Source organism: Pseudomonas sp. MYb118 (assembly GCF_040947875.1).
GTDB lineage: Bacteria > Pseudomonadota > Gammaproteobacteria > Pseudomonadales > Pseudomonadaceae > Aquipseudomonas.
In genome coordinates, this window is the sequence record NZ_JBFRXN010000002.1 from 304,729 (window position 1) to 322,390 (window position 17,662).

Below are 17,662 nucleotides of genomic sequence, written 5' to 3' on the forward strand. Positions count from 1 at the left end.
TTTCTACCCCTTGACCGCGCCGGACGTCAGCCCACGCAGGAAATACTTGCCAGCGAATATGTAGACCAGCAGTGTCGGCAGCCCGGCGATCATCGCGGCGGCCATATCAACGTTGTATTCCTTGGCCCCGGTGCTGGTGTTGACCAGGTTGTTGAGGGCCACGGTTATTGGCTGGGCATCGCCGCTGGCGAACACCACGCCGAACAGGAAGTCGTTCCAGATCTGGGTGAACTGCCAGATCAGGCAGACCATCACGATCGGGATCGACATCGGCAGCAGGATCTTCCAGAAGATCGTGAAGAAGCCCGCGCCATCCAGGCGCGCCGCCTTCACCAGGGCATCCGGCACGCTCACGTAGTAGTTACGGAAGAACAGCGTGGTGAACGCCAGGCCGTAGACCACGTGCACCAGCACCAGGCCGGTGGTGGTGTTGGCCAGGCCGAACTTGCCGAGGGTGAACGAGGCCGGCAACAGCACGGTCTGGAACGGCAGGAAGCAGCCGAACAGCAACAGGCCGAAGAACAGTTGCGAACCACGGAAACGCCACATCGACAGCACGTAGCCGTTCATGGCGCCGATGAACGTGGAGATCAGCACGGCCGGCACGGTGATTTTCACCGAGTTCCAGAAGTAGCCGCCGACCACGTCCCAGGCCTTGATCCAGCCGATGCCGTCGATCACCGCCGGCCAGCTCAACAGGTTGCCGGTGCGGATGTCTTCCGGGGTCTTGAAGCTGGTCAGCAGCATCACCACCAGCGGCACCAGGTACACCGCCGCTGCCAGCAGCAAGGTGGCGTAGATGGCGATGCGGCTGAAGCCCAGCTTCGGTTTGCCGAGTTGATCAGTCATGACGTTTGCCTCGCAGCTCGGAGTACAGGTACGGCACGAGGATGGTCAGCACGGCGCCGAGCATCAGCATGGCACTGGCCGAACCGATGCCCATCTGGCCACGGCTGAACGTGAAGGAGTACATGAACATCGCCGGCAGGTCGGACGAGTAGCCAGGGCCACCGGCGGTCATCGCCGCCACCAGGTCGAAGCTCTTGATCGCGATGTGCGCCAGAATCATGAAGGCGCTGAAGAACACCGGGCGCAGGCTCGGCAGGACGATCTTCAGGTAGATGGTCGGCAGGCTCGCACCGTCGACCTGCGCGGCACGGATGATCGACTGATCGACACCGCGCAGGCCGGCCAAAAACATCGCCATGACAAACCCGGAGGCCTGCCACACGGCAGCAATCACCAGGCAGTAGACCACGCGATCCTGATCCACCAGCCAGTCCAGGCGAAAGCCTTCCCAGCCCCAGTCACGCAGCATCTTGTCCAGGCCCAGGCCCGGGTTGAGCAGCCATTTCCAGGCGGTACCGGTGACGATCATCGACAGCGCCATCGGGTACAGGTAAACCGTGCGGATGAAGCCTTCCTTGCGAATGCGCTGGTCGAGCAGCACGGCGAGGAACACGCCGAGGATCAGGCTGATGCCGATGAACAGGCCACCGAAGACCGCGAGGTTCTTGCTCGCGACCCACCAGCGGTCGTTGTCCATCAGGCGCATGTATTGCTGCAGGCCGACCCACTTGTAGCTCGGCATGAAGCTGGAATTGGTAAAGGACAGAACGAACGTCCAGATGATGTAACCGTAGAAGCCAACCAGCACGATCAGCATGCTCGGCGCGAGTACCAACTTGGGTAACCAGCGCTGCAGCGCATCGAACGGTGAGGCTTTGCTGAAAACCGCCACAGAGCTCATCGGGATAATCCAGGTGAAGAAGTAAAGGTCACAGGAGCTGCCCCTCTTTTGTGGGAGCGAGCCTGCTCGCGATAGCGGTGTATCAGTCGACATCAATGGTGAATGTCAGTCAGCTATCGCGAGCAGGCTCGCTCCCACATGGGGTACTCAAAGTAGGAGCGTTACTGCGCCGCTTTGACCGCCGAGGCCAATTGCGCGCTGGCCTTGGCCGGGTCGGCGTCCTTGTCGTTCATGAAGTTGGTGACCACGTCGAAGATCGCGCCTTGCACGGCCAGGGAAGTGGCCATGTTGTGCGCCATGCTCGGTTGCAGGCCGCCGGTCTTGTCGTCCGCCAGGAAGTCCTTGGCGGCGGTTTGTGCGCAGGAGTCGAAACCGAGTTTGTCCATGTCATTGAGCATGTCGGTACGAACCGGGATCGAACCTTTGTTGATGCTGAAGACCTTCTGGAAATCGGTGCCCAGCGCGACCTTGGCCAGGTCCTGCTGTGCGGCGATGTCACCCTTGCGATCGGCCTTGAGCTTGAACACCGCCAGCGAGTCGATGTTGTAGGTGAACGACTTGTCGGTGCCCGGGAACGCTACGCACTGGTAGTCCTTGCCGGCGACTTTCTTGGCGGCGGTCCATTCGCTCTTGGCCCAGTCACCCATCATCTGCATGCCGGCCTTGCCGTTGATGACGTCGGCCGCCGCGATGTTCCAGTCACGACCGGCACGGTTGGGGTCCATGTAGGTGGTGATCTTTTTCAGCTCGGTGAATGCCTTGGTCATGTCGGCGCTGGCCAGGGTTTTCTGGTCGAGGTCCACCAGGGCTTTCTTGTAACCGTCGGCGCCCATGACCGAGAGCACCACGTCTTCGAACACGGTGCTGTCCTGCCATGGCTGGCCACCGTGGGCGAGCGCGATGAAGCCGGCGGCCTTGAGCTTGTCGCCAGCGGCGTAGAACTCTTCGAGGGTGGTCGGGGCTTTTTCGATCCCGGCTTTCTTGAACACTTCCGGGTTGATCCACAGCCAGTTGACGCGGTGGATGTTCACCGGCACGGCCACGTAATCGCCTTCGTATTTCACCGTGTCGGAGACTTTCTTCGACAGCAGTTCATCCCATTTTTCCGCCTTGGCGACGTCTTTCAGGGTGTCGGTGGCGAGCAGGCCGGTGCTGCCCCACTCCTGGATGTCCGGGCCCTTGATCTGGGCCACACCCGGTGGGTTGCCGGCGACGGCGCGGCTTTTCAGAACGGTCATGGCAGTCGAACCGCCACCGCCAGCGACGGCGCCGTCCTTCCAGGTGAAGCCGTCTTTTTCGACTTGGGCCTTGAGCACATCGACCGCTGCTTTCTCACCACCAGACGTCCACCAGTGAACGACTTCCACGGAACCTTTGGTAGCGTCGGCCAGTGCAGTCAGCGGGAACAGGGAGGCGATAGAAATGACAGTAGCGAGGCGAGAAATCGCATTCATCTAGAAGTACCTTTCTTGTTGTTATGCATTGCAAGTCTGGTGCTTGCGCTGCATGGGATTTTAAACAGGAGCATTCCCCTCGCAGGTAACGAAGGGACGCGTGAATGTCACCGTATGGTTACATGGAAATGCCTTGGGACACCTCAGCCAGAGCGGTCGCCATGCTTGGCGCCAGGGGCAGGCGCGGGATCAGCACGGCTTGCCAGGCGTGATAGAGGTCGGGTTTGCCGCCCCAGATATCGGCGCTCGGGCGGTTTTGCGGGTCGAGTTCGTGATGCCAGCTGCCATCACAACGGTCGATGAAATGCTGCTCGCAAAACTCCCAGAATCGTCGGTACCAGGTTTCGTACTGCGCCTCGCCCGTGCGCTTGAGCAACGCACTGGCCGCGGCGCTGGCTTCGCAATGGGTCCAGTGCAGGCGGTGACGCACCACGGCGCGATTGTCCCAGTCGAGGGTGTAGACGATGCCCGGCAGGCCGTCGATGTCCCAGCCATGGCGGCAGTTCTGGGCGAACAGTTGCTGCGCGTCGGTGACCAGCCAGCCCGGCGTCAGCATGCCGGCCTGGCCTCGTGCGGCCTCCAGGTGCAGCACCAGCCGCGCCCATTCGAAACCGTGCCCGGGCGTGGTGCCGTAGGGGCGGAAACCGTCGGCGGGGTTGTCGTGGTTGTACTCGCGCAACGGCTGCCAGTCGCGGTCGAAGTGCTCGACCACCAGGTAGCCATTGGCGGCGGCGTGACCATGGATCACCCGTTCGACGATGCGCTGCGCGCGGTTCAACCAGCGCTGATCACCGGTGACATCGGCCAGGGCGAGGAAGGCTTCGGTGGCGTGCATGTTGCTGTTGGCACCGCGATAGGCTTCTTCGTCAGTCCAGTCGCGGTTGAAGGATTCGCGCATGGCGCCCTCCTCCTCGCTCCAGAAATACCGGTCGATGATGGCGATCGCCTCATCGAGCAAGGCTTGGGCGCCGGGCCGTTGCGCGACCACCGCGGAGCTTGCGGCCAGGGCCACGAAGGCGTGCAGGTAGGCATTCTTGCCGGTGTTGCCATCGCGGTGCTCGGCCACCGCGAACCAGCCGCCGTGGCGGGCATCCCTGAGCGGACCGAGCAACGCCTGGACGCCGTGGTCCACCAGTTCGGCGAAGCCGGGCAAGCCCTGGATGTGCGCCATGGCGAAGCTGTGGGTCATGCGCGCGGTGTTCATCGTTTCGGCCTGGGCATCGGCCGGCAACCGGCCTTTTTCATCCAGGTTGCCAAAGCCTTCGGCGAGCTTCGAAGCCTTGGCGAACGCCAGCAGGCGCAGGCCTTCATCGGCCAGCCATTGCTGGTGCGCCGGGGCCTTGAGCCAGCTGCCGCCGGGGATTTGCGAGGTGTCCATGGGCTGCCTTTTTTGTTGTTTTGATTGCGGGCAGTCTAAACAACGGGGGTGGGCGGGCTTGTAACGAAGGGGGTGGGGAATGTCACCGATCTGTGACATTGGCTGTTTAAGGATGTGTTGAATGGGCTGACGCTATCGCGAGCAGGCTCGCTCCCACAGGGGAGCTGTGTCATGCACTAGTCCACTGTGGGAGCGAGCCTGCTCGCGAAGAACGATAACGCGGTCTATCTAGTCAGCACTGCGAGGCAACTGCAAGGTCACCCGCAACCCACCCTCACGCAAGTTCTGCAAGCTGACTTCACCGCCATGGCTGTGGGCAATGTTGCGGGCGATCCCCAGGCCCAAGCCATAGCCCTGCTGCTGCCCGGCCAGGCGGAAGTGCGGTTCGAACACCTGCTCCAGGCGCTGTTCCGGCACACCCGGCCCTTCGTCATCGACGTGCAGGACAAACGCGTTCTCGTCATCGTCGATATGCAGGTGCGCGTTCTGCCCGTACTTGAGCGCATTGTCGATCAGGTTGCCGATGCAGCGCTTGAGCGCCAGCGGTTTGCCGGGGTAAGCCGCCAGGGCTCGACCGTGCTGGGTCACGCGGCCATTGCCCTGGGGTGCGAGGTAAGGTTCCACCAGGCAGTCGAGCACATGGTTGAGGTCCACCGGCTCGATGTTCTCGTGGATGTCGGTGTCTTTCACGCATTGCAGCGCGCCCTTGACCAGCAGCTCCAGCTCATCCAGGTCACGGCCGAACTTGGCCTGCAATTTCTCGTCTTCGAGCAGCTCGACACGCAGGCGCAGGCGAGTGATGGGCGTGCGCAGGTCGTGGGAAATCGCGCTGAACAACTGCGCGCGTTCGGTCAGGTAACGGCTGATGCGCTCGCGCATGGCATTGAACGCGCGGCCCACTTCCACCACTTCGCTGCCACCGCCCTGGGCCACCGGCTCGACGTCCGCACCCAGCGACATTTCCCGCGCCGCCCGCGCCAGGCGCTTGAGCGGCCGGCTCTGCCAGTGCACCAACAGGCCGATGAACAACAGCAGAAAACCGCTGGTGAGGATGATGAACCACACCTGCTGCGCCGGCAGGCCCTGTTCTTCCAGGCTGGTGTAGGGCTCGGGCAGCAGCGAGGCGATGTACAGCCATTCGCCCGGTGCCATCTGGATCTGCGTTACCAGCACCGGCGGATTCACCGGCTCCAGGGTCAACGCGTAGTGCGCCCAGGAGCGTGGCAGCTCGTCGAGTTTCAGGCCGCCGTTGAAAATGCGCAGGTCTTCGGGACTGACGAACGACACCGAGATGTCCGTGTCCAGCCCCAGGGATTGGCGCAGCACTTCGTCCACGGCTTTCATCACCGCCAGTTTGCGCGGCGTGGTCGGCAGCACTTCCATGCCCAAGGGTTTGTCGTTGAGGGTCACCACGAACCGCGTGCCGCCCATGCTGCGCAACTGGTCGAGCACCAACGGGCGATAGGCCACCGGCAACGAGCGCAGGTAACTGACACTGGCGGTCATCGAATGCGCCAGGCTGCGGGCGCTGGTGACCAGGCCTTCGAGCTGGGTGGCGCGCAACTGCGAGACCCAGATCACGCTCGACAACGCCTGGGCGAACAACACCGCCAACAGCGTCAGCAGCAACATCCGCCCGAGCAACGAACGCGGCACGGGGACCTTGCTGGCCAGCCTGCGGAAAAACTCAGTGACCATTGCTGGCAACCACATTGGCCGCCAACTGGTAGCCACTGCCGCGCACGGTGCGAATCAGCCGCGGTGGCTTTTCCGTATCGCGCAGGCGCTGGCGCAGGCGGCTGACGGCCATGTCGACGATGCGGTCGAGCGGCATCAGGTCGCGGCCACGGGTGGCGTTGCCGATGGTGTCGCGGTCGAGAATTTCCTGGGGGTGATCGAGGAACAGTTTGAGCAGGGCAAAATCGGCGCCGGAGAGAATCACTTCCTCGCCATCGGTGTGGAACAGCCGATGGCTGACCATGTCCAGTCGCCAGTCATCGAAGGCCAGCACTTCGCCACCGGAACGTTCCTGGCCGAACTGCGCACGCCGCAGCAAGGCCTTGATGCGGGCCTGCAATTCGCGGGGGCTGAAGGGTTTGCCCAGGTAATCGTCGGCGCCCAGCTCCAGGCCGATGACGCGGTCGGCTTCGTCGGAGCTGGCGGTCAGCATGATGATCGGCACCTGCGCCTGGCGCGGATGCTGGCGGATCCAGCGGCACAGGCTGAAACCGTCTTCGTCGGGCAGCATCACATCGAGGATCACCAGATCGCTCGGCGCGTCGTTCAAGGCCTGGCGAAAACCGGCGCCGTCGGGCGTGGTCCGCACCTGAAAACCCGCGCGGGTCAGGTAGGTGTCCAGCAACTCGCGTATCTCTTGATCGTCATCGACCAACAATATCGACCTGGCTGAGCTCACGGGGCGGCGTCCTTGTTGTTTGAATTGGGGCGGATTATGCCTTAAGCGCTGACCTTGCAAACACTGCACAACACATCACGACACGACTCCACTGTAGGAGCGAGCTTGCTCGCGATAGCGGTGTGCCAGATAAACAGATGGCGACTGACTTAACGCCATCGCGAGCAAGCTCGCTCCTACAGGGCGGGGTGTTGATCAGGCTTGTTCGAGAGCCACTCCCGCGCCGACCAAACCGGAATACGGCGCCGTCACCAGCCACACCGGTATGCCCTTGAAGTAATCGCTCATGCAGCCCTTGTCGGCGAAGCAGCGGGCAAAGCCGCTTTCGAGGAAGAAGTCGGCAAAACGCGGGATCACGCCACCGACGATGTACACGCCACCGCGCCCGCCGGTGGTCAGCACGTTGTTGCCGGCCACGCGACCGAGCCAGCAGCAGAACTGCTCCAGCACTTCCAGGGCGATCGGGTCGCCCGCCAGGCCGGCGGCGGTGATGGCTTCCGGGGTGTCGAGCACCGGCTCGTGCCCATCCACCGCGCAGATCGCCCGATAGACACGCGGCAAGCCGCCGCCACTCAAGGCAGTTTCCGCGCTGACGTGGCCGATCTCATTGAACAGGTGCTGCCACAACTGGGTTTCCCGTGGGCTGCTCAAGGGCAGGTCGACGTGACCACCCTCCCCCGGCAAGGCGGCGAAACGCCCCGCGCCCAGGTCAAGCAAGGTACCAACCCCCAGGCCCGTGCCGGGGCCGATCACCACCGCCGGGCGCAACGGCTCCGGCGTGCCTTCGCAGACCACGCGGAATTCGCCGGGCTGCAAACGGGTCATGCCCAGCGCCATGGCCGAGAAGTCGTTGACCAGCAGCAACTGGTCCACTTGCAGGGTCTGGCAGAACGCATTGCGGCTCAGGCGCCAGTGATTGTTGGTGAACTTGAACTCGTCCCCCCCACCGGGCCCGCCACCGACAGGCACACCGAACCGATCGAACCCAACGCCAGCCCGAGCCCGCCCAGGTAGAGGGCGATGGCCTCTTCCGGGCTGGCATGATCGGCCGTCGCCAGGACCTGGACCGATTCCAGCTGCTGGTTTTTCCACAACGCGAAACGTGCGTTGGTCCCACCGATGTCACCGACCAAAGCCAGTTTCAATTAAGCGTCTCCAGGGCAGAAGTGAAGGCGCTGGCCCCCTGCTCTGCGGAGCTGAAAGCCATGCGCATGAAACCGAACAGCTCGCGCCCGGTGCCGATGTTGTTGCCCAGCAACCCCTTGGCCGGCGTGCGTGCTGCGAATTCTTCGGCGTCTACCTTAAGCTCTAGAGTGCCCTCGACGCCATCGACGCGGATGATATCGCCCTCCTGCACCCGCGCCAAAGCACCGCCCACGTAGGCTTCGGGGCTGACGTGAATGGCCGCCGGGATTTTCCCCGAGGCCCCGGACATGCGCCCGTCGGTGACCAGCGCGACCTTGAAGCCGCGGTCCTGCAACACGCCCAGGAACGGCGTCATCTTGTGCAGCTCGGGCATGCCATTGGAGCGCGGCCCCTGGAAGCGCATCACCGCGACGAAGTCCTTCTCCAACAAACCGGCCTTGAACGCATCGGCCAGATCCTGCTGATCCTGGAACACCATGGCCGGCGCTTCGACGATCTGGTTTTCCAGGGCCACGGCGGAAACCTTCATCACCCCGCGACCGAGGTTACCTTCCATCACCCGCAGCCCGCCTTCCGGCGAGAACGCGCGGGCCACCGGGCGCAGGATGGTTTCGTCGAGGCTTTCGGTGACGCCTTCGCGCCAGACCAGCTCGCCGTTATCGAGGAACGGCTCCTGGGTGTAGCGGCTCAGGCCGTGACCCATCACGGTGTTGACGTTTTCGTGCAGCAGGCCGGCCTCCAGCAGCTCACGGATCAGGAACGACATGCCGCCCGCCGCCTGGAAGTGGTTGATGTCGGCCTTGCCGTTCGGGTAGACGTGGCTGAGGGTCGGCACCACTTCGGAGAGGTCGGCCATGTCCTGCCAGGTCAGCTGGATACCCGCCGCCATGGCGATGGCCGGCATGTGCAGGGTGTGGTTGGTCGAGCCGCCGGTGGCGTGCAGGGCGACGATAGAGTTGACCAGCGAGCGCTCGTCGACGATTTCACCGATCGGCAGGAATTGTCCGTTCTGCTTGGTCAGGCGCGTGACCTGGTGCGCCGCCTCGCGGGTCAGGGCATCGCGCAGCGGTGTGTTCGGGTTGACGAAAGAAGCGCCCGGCAGGTGCAGGCCCATGACTTCCATCAGCAACTGGTTGGTGTTGGCCGTGCCGTAGAAGGTGCAGGTGCCAGGGCTGTGGTAGGACTTCATCTCCGACTCGAGCAACTCTTCGCGGGTGGCCTTGCCTTCGGCATAGCGCTGGCGCACGTCGGCTTTCTGCTTGTTGGAAATCCCCGAGACCATCGGCCCGCCGGGCACGAACACCATCGGCAGATGGCCAAAACGCAGCGCGCCCATCATCAGGCCCGGCACGATCTTGTCGCAGATGCCGAGCATCAGCGCACCGTCGAACATGTTGTGCGACAGCGCCACCGCGGTAGACAGCGCGATCACTTCGCGGCTCGGCAGGCTCAGCTCCATGCCCGGCTCGCCCTGAGTCACGCCATCGCACATGGCCGGGGTGCCACCGGCGAACTGGCCGACCGAACCGATTTCGCGCAGGGCCTTCTTGATCAGTTCCGGGAACACTTCGTACGGCTGGTGCGCCGAAAGCATGTCGTTATATGACGAAACAATTGCGATGTTGGCGGAGTTCATCATCCGCAGGCTGTGCTTGTCCTCGCTGCCGCAACCGGCCACGCCGTGGGCGAAGTTGGCGCATTGCAGCTTGCCGCGCATCGGACCGTCGCTGGCGGCACCGCGAATGAGCGCAAGGTAAGCCTCACGGGTGGCACGACTGCGAGCGATAAGCCGTTCGGTGACCTCTAGGACGCGGGGATGCATGTGTAGAACTCCAGGCTAACGGATGTGGCGACCTGATTGTCTATGCTGACCAAATACCGGTGTCGATGAGATGACGGACGGTTTTGTTGATCATTCGGACCAGTTGATTCAGGTCACTCGTTGTAGATTGAATAAAATATTGCCACTAAAAAGGCTTGTTTTCTATTTTTTTGCGAATAATCTTGTAATTCCAACAACAAATCGACGGCGGCCCTGTAAATGACTCTTCGAATCGCAATCAATGGTTTTGGCCGCATCGGCCGCAACGTGCTGCGCGCACTGTATACCCAGGGCTACCGTCAGGATTTGCAGATCGTTGCCATCAACGATTTGGGCGACAGCGCGATCAACGCGCACTTGCTCAAGTACGACACCGTTCACGGCACGTTCGATGCCGATGTCCAGCACGATCAGGAAAGCCTGACCGTCAATGGTGACCGTATTGCGGTCAGCGCCATCCGCAACCCGGCCGAGCTACCCTGGGCCGCGGAAAAAATCGACGTGGTGTTCGAATGCACCGGATTGTTCACCGACCGGGCCAAGGCAGCGGCGCACCTTACGGCCGGCGCCCGCAAAGTGATCATCTCGGCCCCGGCCAAAGGCGCCGACGCCACGGTGGTCTACGGCGTCAACCACGACATCCTGCGCCAGTCGCACCAGATCATCTCCAACGCTTCGTGCACCACCAACTGCCTGGCCCCGGTGGCCCAGGTGCTGCATCGCGAGCTGGGCATCGAAAGTGGCCTGATGACCACGATCCACGCCTACACCAACGACCAGAACCTGACCGACGTCTACCACACCGACCCGTACCGTGCGCGCTCGGCCACGCAGAACATGATCCCGAGCAAGACTGGCGCCGCCGAAGCGGTCGGCCTGGTGCTGCCGGAACTGGCGGGCAAGCTGACCGGCATGGCGGTGCGCGTGCCGGTGATCAACGTGTCGCTGGTGGACCTGACCGTGCAGCTCAAGCGCGAAGCCACGGCCGAGGAAGTCAACGACCTGCTCAAGCAGGCCAGCCAGCATTCCAAGATCCTCGGCTACAACACCCTGCCGCTGGTCTCCAGCGACTTCAACCACAACCCGCTGTCGTCGATCTTCGACGCCAACCACACCAAGGCCAACGGCAAACTGCTCAAGGTGCTGGCCTGGTACGACAACGAATGGGGCTTCTCCAACCGGATGCTCGACAACTGCCTGGCGCTGTGTAACGCCGAGTAAAAAACCGGCCCACACCGCCCCCTGTAGGAGCGAGCTTGCTCGCGATGGAGGCCCAGACACCGCGGGGTGTCAGGCTGCCAGCGTCATCGTTGACGACCGTCGCGAGCAAGCTCGCTCCTACAGAAAGCAAAACCGCGATCCCACAGGCGCCGCAGATTGCCCCGTCGGAAGGCCGAGTGGAGGTTCTGCGCAGTGGGCAACCCGGCATGGATGCCGGGTTAGCCGCCCTCGGCCAAGGATGGCCGATGGCGGCGGGCCCACGGAGCAGGACCGGAGCGAGGGAACCCGGAGCGCCAGCGAAGGGCCGTACGTCAGGGGCCAGGCGTTTTGGTTACTTTGGCGCGACAAAGTAACCCGCCGTAAGGGCGGAACCATTAGTCGCCGTTACCGCAGAAACGGATGTGTACACCGCGAGGCCGTCATCGCGAGCAAGCTCGCTCCTACAGGACTTCAAAGTCACACGCCGTAAGGGCGGAACCTTAAGCCGCCGCACCCGCAGAAACGGATGTGTACACCGCGAGGCCGTCATCGCGAGCAAGCTCGCTCCTACAGGACTTCAAAGTCACACGCCGTAAGGGCGGAACCTTAAGCCGCCGCACCCGCAGAAACGGATATGTACACCGTAAGGCCGCCATCGCGAGCAAGCCCGCTCCCACAGGGACGGTGGTGTTATGGGAAATCAGGTCGCCATTCCAACATTGTTAATACAAATCCCCACTTGACCAACCCAGCGGATGATAAGCATTATCATTCACTCGAAATGGATCAGGTCCCCCCGTGAGTCAATCGCGCTTCAATCACGTCTTCATCGCCCAGCGGGTTTCGCTGCTGCGCACGCTGGAGCGGATGGTCAACAATCACAGCACCGCCGAAGACCTGTTGCAGGAGACCTACCTGCGCGTGACACGGGCACTCAGCGAGCGGCCCATCGACCATCTGGAACCTTTCGTTTTCCAGACCGCCCGCAACCTGGCGCTGGACCATCTGCGCGCGCGCCGCATCCAGTCGCGCACGATGCTAGACGACGTCCCGCCGGATGTGGTCGAAAGCGTCGCCGCGCCGGTCAGCAGTGCCGAGGACGCCGCCCATGCCAAACAATTGCTGGAGCGTTTGAATGTGAGCCTCAGTCAACTCAGCAGCCGTCAGCAACAGATCTTCATCCTCAGCCGCCTGCACGGGCACAGTTACCTGGAAATCGCCGAGAAGCTCGACGTGTCGCTGAGCACCGTGCAGAAGGAACTGAAGCTGATCATGGCCATCTGCGTCGGCGTCGCCGAACGCTTGAACAACGACTGAGCCCGCGGGCTTTGCTACCCTTGGCCACTTTCAGGCTTCACTCATAAAACAGCCGTGCATAGACACTGCGAGGAAACACCGTGACGGACATCCACCACACTTCTGCGCCGCCTCCCGCGCAGGACTCCGCAAGCGCGATGGACCAGGCCCTGGACTGGCTGATCGTGATGGAGAGTCCAAGCGCGCAGCAGAGCCAGCAATTCAGCCAATGGCTGGCTGCCTCGCCCCTGCACGCCGAAGCCTTTGCCAAGGCCCAGGCCGTGTGGAATGGCCCGCAAGTGGTGGAATGTGCGCAAACCCTCGCCGCCCGACCGCCCAAGGTCAGCGTGCTGACGCGCCTGCGCCCGCACTGGAAACCGTTGGCCACCGCCGCGGTGCTGATCCTTGGCCTGTTCAGTTTCAGCAACCTGCCCATGCGCCTGCAGGCCGATCACCTGACGGTGGTCGGTGAGCGCCAGCGTGTGCAACTGGAGGACGGCTCGAAAGTCCTGCTCAATACCAATTCGGCGTTTTCCAGCACCATCAACGACCGTCAGCGCGTCGCCCGCCTGTATCAGGGCGAGGCGTTTTTCGAGGTGCCCGCCCACCAGGGCCAGCCGCTGGAAATCGACGCAGGCCCCGTCAAGGCCAGCGTGCACGACACCGCCTTCGCCGTGCGCTACCTCGATGGTGTGGCGCAGGTGCGGGTGCAGCGCGGCGACGTCGACCTGCGCGCGACCCGCGACGATGCACGCATTCGCCTGTCCGCCGGCGAAAGCATCCGCATCGGCCCCAACGGTTTCGACCGCCCGGCCAAGCTCGATGCCGCCACGGACCTGGCCTGGGTCCAGGGTCGCCTGGTGTTCGAAAACTGCCCACTGAGCCAGGTGCTCGCCGAACTGCGCCGCTATTACCCGGGCTTCATCATCAACACCAACGAGCAGTTGGCCGACGTTACGGTCACCGGCAATTACCGCCTCGATCAGCCGCTGGACGTGGTCCGTTCGCTGGCGCACATCACTTCCGCACGGCTGCAGGAATTCCCGGCGCTGGTTATTTTGAACTGAATGAGAATTATTTTTACTCGATAGCTCCAGCCCGTACGTCTCGTTATAGCCAATGCAATTGATTCGCATCCTCGGATGCCTATCTGCACCTATAACAACGTGCGACACGGAGCACTATCAATGTCCTCTCGCCTTACCTGCGCCTCTTCCTCACCGTCCCGCGTGCTGTCCCTGCTGACCGCTGCCATCCTGATGGCCGGCAGCGCGCCACTGCTGGCCGCGACCGCCGCCGAGCAGCCAGCCCGCAGCATGGGCGACTACAACTTCGCCATCGCGCAACAGCCACTGGTTTCGGCACTCAATGCCTTCACCAGCGTCACCGGCTGGCAGGTCGGTTTTTCCGCCGAGCTGGCGCAGGGCGTGTCCTCGCCGGGCGTACGCGGTTCGCTGCCGCCGGAAAAAGCCCTGGAGCGCCTGTTGGTGGGGACCAACCTGAGCTACCGCAAGCTGGGCAACAACAACATCGTGCTCGAACGTCGCACCAGTGCCGGCACCCTCAACCTGCAACAGGTGACCATCAGCGCCACGCGTAACGAGCAGAGCGTGAACAGCGTGCCCAGCACCGTCACCGTGCACACCCGCGAAGAGCTGGACCGCAACAACGTCAACACCATCAAGGACCTGGTGCGCTATGAGCCGGGCGTTTCGGTCGGCGGCACCGGCACCCGTGGCGGCATCAGCGGTTACAACATCCGTGGTATCGACGGTAACCGTGTGCTGACGCAGGTCGACGGCGTGGAAATTCCCAACGGTTTCTTCAACGGCCCCTACGCCAAGAGTCAGCGTAACTACGTTGACCCGGAAATCATCAAACGCGTGGAAATTCTTCGTGGCCCGGCCTCGGTGCTGTACGGCAGCAACGCCATCGGCGGCGCGGTCAGCTACTTCACCCTCGACCCGGATGACATCATCAAGCCCGGCCAGGACGTCGGCGCACGCCTGAAGACCGGTTACAGCTCGGCCGATGACAGCTGGCTCAAGTCGGCCACCGTCGCCGGCCGCGCCGAGCAGTTCGACGGCCTGCTGCACTACAGCCAGCGCGACGGCCACGAGACCGAATCCTACGGCAGCAACAACAGCACCGGCCTGACCCGCACCGAAGCCAACCCGGAAGACGTACGGACCTACAACGTGCTGGCCAAGATCGGCTGGAACTACAACGAAGACTCGCGCCTGGGTCTGGTCTACGAGAAGTACAAGGACGACCGCGATACCGATCAGAAAAGCGCCTATGGCGGCCCGTACAACGCCGGCAAACCAACCATCCCGAGCAACGTGCTGCCGGGCGGCATGTACCAGTGGCGTAACGGCAACGACACCATCAGCCGTGAGCGTTTCGGCATCGAGCACAACTTCGCCCTCGACAGCCTGCTGGCGGACAACGTGAAGTGGAGCCTCAACTACCAGATCGCCAAGACCGATCAGAGCACCGAGGAGTTCTACTACCCGATCACCCGTCGAGTGCTGCGCACCCGCGAGACGCTGTACGAAGAAAAACAATGGGTGTTCGATGCGCAACTGGACAAGGCGTTCAGCATTGCCGACACCGACCACCTGCTGACCTATGGCACCACGATCAAGCAGCAGGAAGTCACCGGCTCGCGCAGCGGCAACGGCATCTGCCTGGCAGCGGGCGTACGTTGTACCGCAGCAGGCGCCGCCAGCCCGGCAGACCTGCTGGTGAAATCCAGCGACTTCCCGGACCCGACCATCAACACCTACAGCCTGTTCGCCCAGGACCAGATCCGTTGGGATAAATGGACCTTCACCCCGGGCCTGCGCTACGACTACACCGAACTCAAGCCGCACATCACCCAGGAGTTCCTCAACACCGTGGCCGCCGATGGCCGAGGCACCGTCCCCAACGACAAGAAGACCTGGGAAAAAGTCTCGCCCAAGTTCGGCGTGACCTACGACTTCAACGATAACTACACCTGGTACGGCCAGTACGCCGAAGGCTTCCGCACGCCCACCGCCAAAGCGCTGTACGGGCGTTTCGACAACACCGCCGCCGGTTATCGCGTAGAACCGAACCCGGACCTGGAGCCGGAAAAAAGCCAGGGTTATGAAACCGGCCTGCGCGGCAACTTCGAGCAGGGCTCCTTCGATGTGGCGGTGTTCTATAACAAGTATCGCGACTTCATCAACGAGGACGCGGTCACTCCGGGCTACGACGAACCGACCTTCCAGAGCGCCAACATCAAGCACGCCACCATCAAGGGTGCCGAGATCAAGGGCCGCCTGAACCTCGACGCCTTCGGCGCGCCGCAGGGCCTCTACACCCAAGGCTCGGTGGCCTATGCCTACGGTCGCAACAACGACAATGGCGAGCCGATCAACAGCGTCAACCCGCTGACCGGCGTGTTCGGCTTGGGTTACGACCAGGACAACTACGGTGGCCTGCTCAGCTGGACCCTGGTCAAGCGCAAGGACCGCGTCGACGACAGCAACTTCAAATCGCCTGACGGTGTCAGCAGCCAGTTCAAGACGCCGGGCTTTGGCGTGCTGGACCTGAGCGCGTACTACAAGGTGACCGACGACGTGACCGTCAGCGGCGGGGTCTACAACCTGACCGACAAGAAGTACTGGCTGTGGGATGACGTGCGCGGCTACGACAACGTCGGCGAAGCCTCGGTGACGCAACCAGCCAACCTCGATCGCCTGACCCAGCCGGGTCGCAACTTCGCGGTCAATCTGGTCTGGGACATCTGATCCTGCCGACCTCACTGTGCGGATTTATTCCAGGCACAGTGAGGTTTTTTTACTGTGAGGCGTCTTCTTGTTCGTCTCGTTACCAAGTGCCCCTCTTCTTCCAGGAATTCCCATGACTACCCAGGACACCCAACGCCCTGCCCTGCGTTCGCAGCGCTTGAACCAGATCACCCACGAGCCGCACAGCAAGCTCGACGCCCTGGTCAAGGCCCACGCACCGTTCGAGACCCAGGCCAATTTCGCCCGCTTCGTGGTGGCGCAGTACCTGTTCCAGTCGGAACTGGTGGCGCTGTACAACGATGCCGAGCTGACCGCTATCGTTCCTGACCTGCCAGAACGCTGCCGCGCCGAAGCGGCCAAGGCCGACCTGGCCGACCTCGACACCGAGGTGCCGGCCCCGGTAGCGGGCGCGGTGAACAACCCGAGCAAGGCCGAGGCGCTGGGCTGGCTGTTCGTGTCCGAAGGCTCGAAACTGGGCGCGGCGTTCCTGATCAAGCGCGCTGTCGGCCTGGGCCTGAGCGAAACCTTCGGCGCCCGCCACCTCGGCGAACCGGCCGGCGGCCGTGCGCAGGGCTGGAAAAACTTCGTCAAGACCCTCGACGAACTGGAGTTCAGCGCCCAGGAAGAAGCCGAACTGGACAAGGGCGCCATCGACGCGTTCAACCGGTTCACCGTGTTGCTGGAGCAGGCTTACGCCACTGAACTGGCCTGAACCTAGACCCGCCTCTGTACTGTAGGAGCGAGCTTGCTCGCGATGGGAGTGTCAGATACGTAGATGTCGACTGACACACCATCGCGAGCAAGCTCGCTCCTACAGGGGCCGGGGATCGGGGACGACGATAAAAATATGCCCATGCCTGCACACTCCAGACTCGCCCGCGTCCTCTACGGCGCCCTCGCCTACACCAGCCTCGCCATCGGCCTGGTGGCCATTGTCGTGCCTGGCCTGCCGACCACCGAGTTCATCCTGCTCGCCGCCTGGGCCGCCACCCGCAGTTCGCCGCGCTTGAGTGCCTGGCTGGAAAACCACCGGCTGTTCGGGCCGATCCTGCATAACTGGCGCAACGGCAAGATCATCGCGCGCCGCGCCAAGGTCAGCGCCACCGTCAGCATGCTGCTGTGTGCCGGCTTGATGCTGGTGATGCTCGACCACGGCTGGCCGATCTACCTCGCCATCGCAGGCATGAGCCTGGGCAATCTGTGGATCTGGTCCCGCCCGGAATCCGCACCGCAAACCTGCTGAATCCCACCACGTATTTTCCCGTTTCATGATCCGTTTCAGCGCACAGGCATCTTGGCTTTCGGCACCTGCTCGCCCTCGCAATACACCGCGTATTTCTCCTGTTTTATAAGCCTTTTCAGGGCTTTCCCCCACGCAAACGTTTAACCATGACCGTTCGTCGGCAGCCGCCTCATTTCCC

At 62.7% G+C, this 17,662-nt stretch carries 13 protein-coding genes and 2 pseudogenes; 6 read left to right on the forward strand and 9 right to left on the reverse strand.

From position 1 onward, the window contains the following. Nucleotides 1–3: 3 nt before the first annotated feature. From ABVN20_RS07225 to edd, 8 genes and pseudogenes are all read right to left on the reverse strand, one after another. Nucleotides 4–849: a carbohydrate ABC transporter permease gene (locus ABVN20_RS07225; RefSeq protein ID WP_368554866.1), complete on the reverse strand. Its 846-nt coding sequence runs from the start codon at nt 847–849 to the stop codon at nt 4–6. Then, complete coding sequence (locus ABVN20_RS07230; protein WP_368554867.1) at nt 842–1,750, reverse strand: carbohydrate ABC transporter permease; 909 nt, start codon at nt 1,748–1,750, stop codon at nt 842–844. Before ABVN20_RS07230 ends, ABVN20_RS07225 begins: the two co-directional genes overlap by 8 nt. Nucleotides 1,751–1,911: 161 nt before the next feature. Further along, complete coding sequence (locus ABVN20_RS07235) at nt 1,912–3,204, reverse strand: ABC transporter substrate-binding protein (protein WP_368554868.1); 1,293 nt, start codon at nt 3,202–3,204, stop codon at nt 1,912–1,914. A gap of 118 nt (nt 3,205–3,322) precedes the next feature. Continuing rightward, nucleotides 3,323–4,582, reverse strand: a complete 1,260-nt coding sequence (locus ABVN20_RS07240; RefSeq protein WP_368554870.1) for an AGE family epimerase/isomerase — start codon at nt 4,580–4,582, stop codon at nt 3,323–3,325. Nucleotides 4,583–4,810: 228 nt separating this feature from the next. Then, nucleotides 4,811–6,280, reverse strand: a complete 1,470-nt coding sequence (locus tag ABVN20_RS07245) for an ATP-binding protein (protein ID WP_368554871.1) — start codon at nt 6,278–6,280, stop codon at nt 4,811–4,813. Further along, complete coding sequence (locus tag ABVN20_RS07250) at nt 6,270–6,998, reverse strand: response regulator (RefSeq protein ID WP_368554872.1); 729 nt, start codon at nt 6,996–6,998, stop codon at nt 6,270–6,272. Before ABVN20_RS07250 ends, ABVN20_RS07245 begins: the two co-directional genes overlap by 11 nt. Nucleotides 6,999–7,193: 195 nt before the next feature. Next, nucleotides 7,194–8,143: pseudogene (locus ABVN20_RS07255) on the reverse strand (glucokinase). Next, on the reverse strand, nt 8,140–9,966 hold the full coding sequence (gene edd, locus ABVN20_RS07260; RefSeq protein WP_368554873.1) for a phosphogluconate dehydratase: 1,827 nt from the start codon (nt 9,964–9,966) through the stop codon (nt 8,140–8,142). The pseudogene ABVN20_RS07255 and the gene edd overlap by 4 nt, the downstream one beginning before the upstream one ends. Before the next feature lie 219 nt (nt 9,967–10,185). On the opposite strand from edd, the gene gap reads away from it, so the two are divergent. Then, the gene (gene gap, locus ABVN20_RS07265) at nt 10,186–11,187 is read left to right on the forward strand and encodes a type I glyceraldehyde-3-phosphate dehydrogenase (RefSeq protein ID WP_368554874.1); all 1,002 of its coding nucleotides are present in this window, start codon (nt 10,186–10,188) and stop codon (nt 11,185–11,187) included. A gap of 22 nt (nt 11,188–11,209) precedes the next feature. Here gap and ABVN20_RS07270 read toward each other — a convergent pair. Beyond that, a pseudogene (locus ABVN20_RS07270) lies at nt 11,210–11,317 on the reverse strand (outer membrane lipoprotein carrier protein LolA); the annotation flags it as partial. A gap of 647 nt (nt 11,318–11,964) precedes the next feature. Between ABVN20_RS07270 and ABVN20_RS07275 the strand changes: the two are divergent. The 5 genes from ABVN20_RS07275 to ABVN20_RS07295 all read left to right on the forward strand — a co-directional run bounded on the left by ABVN20_RS07275 (nt 11,965) and on the right by ABVN20_RS07295 (nt 17,484). After that, on the forward strand, nt 11,965–12,483 hold the full coding sequence (locus ABVN20_RS07275; protein ID WP_368554875.1) for an RNA polymerase sigma factor: 519 nt from the start codon (nt 11,965–11,967) through the stop codon (nt 12,481–12,483). Between the two features lie 80 nt (nt 12,484–12,563). After that, entirely contained in the window at nt 12,564–13,529 is a 966-nt protein-coding gene (locus tag ABVN20_RS07280) for a FecR family protein (RefSeq protein WP_368554876.1), read from the forward strand. A 120-nt stretch (nt 13,530–13,649) separates the two neighbouring features. Further along, entirely contained in the window at nt 13,650–16,241 is a 2,592-nt protein-coding gene (locus ABVN20_RS07285; RefSeq protein ID WP_368554878.1) for a TonB-dependent receptor, read from the forward strand. Between the two features lie 112 nt (nt 16,242–16,353). Continuing rightward, the gene (locus ABVN20_RS07290; RefSeq protein WP_368554880.1) at nt 16,354–16,953 is read left to right on the forward strand and encodes a biliverdin-producing heme oxygenase; all 600 of its coding nucleotides are present in this window, start codon (nt 16,354–16,356) and stop codon (nt 16,951–16,953) included. A gap of 135 nt (nt 16,954–17,088) precedes the next feature. Then, the gene (locus ABVN20_RS07295) at nt 17,089–17,484 is read left to right on the forward strand and encodes a YbaN family protein (protein ID WP_368554881.1); all 396 of its coding nucleotides are present in this window, start codon (nt 17,089–17,091) and stop codon (nt 17,482–17,484) included. Nucleotides 17,485–17,662 lie beyond the last annotated feature (178 nt).

Excerpts from the sequence above, each read along its gene's own strand:
- ABVN20_RS07225 (WP_368554866.1), bottom strand. The coding sequence starts at position 849 with ATGACTGATCAACTCGGCAAACCGAAGCTGGGCTTCAGCCGCATCGCC.
- ABVN20_RS07230 (WP_368554867.1), bottom strand. The coding sequence starts at position 1,750 with ATGAGCTCTGTGGCGGTTTTCAGCAAAGCCTCACCGTTCGATGCGCTG.
- ABVN20_RS07235 (WP_368554868.1), bottom strand. The coding sequence starts at position 3,204 with ATGAATGCGATTTCTCGCCTCGCTACTGTCATTTCTATCGCCTCCCTG.
- ABVN20_RS07240 (WP_368554870.1), bottom strand. The coding sequence starts at position 4,582 with ATGGACACCTCGCAAATCCCCGGCGGCAGCTGGCTCAAGGCCCCGGCG.
- ABVN20_RS07245 (WP_368554871.1), bottom strand. The coding sequence starts at position 6,280 with ATGGTCACTGAGTTTTTCCGCAGGCTGGCCAGCAAGGTCCCCGTGCCG.
- edd (WP_368554873.1), bottom strand. The coding sequence starts at position 9,966 with ATGCATCCCCGCGTCCTAGAGGTCACCGAACGGCTTATCGCTCGCAGT.
- gap (WP_368554874.1), top strand. The coding sequence starts at position 10,186 with ATGACTCTTCGAATCGCAATCAATGGTTTTGGCCGCATCGGCCGCAAC.
- ABVN20_RS07285 (WP_368554878.1), top strand. The coding sequence starts at position 13,650 with ATGTCCTCTCGCCTTACCTGCGCCTCTTCCTCACCGTCCCGCGTGCTG.
- ABVN20_RS07290 (WP_368554880.1), top strand. The coding sequence starts at position 16,354 with ATGACTACCCAGGACACCCAACGCCCTGCCCTGCGTTCGCAGCGCTTG.
- ABVN20_RS07295 (WP_368554881.1), top strand. The coding sequence starts at position 17,089 with ATGCCCATGCCTGCACACTCCAGACTCGCCCGCGTCCTCTACGGCGCC.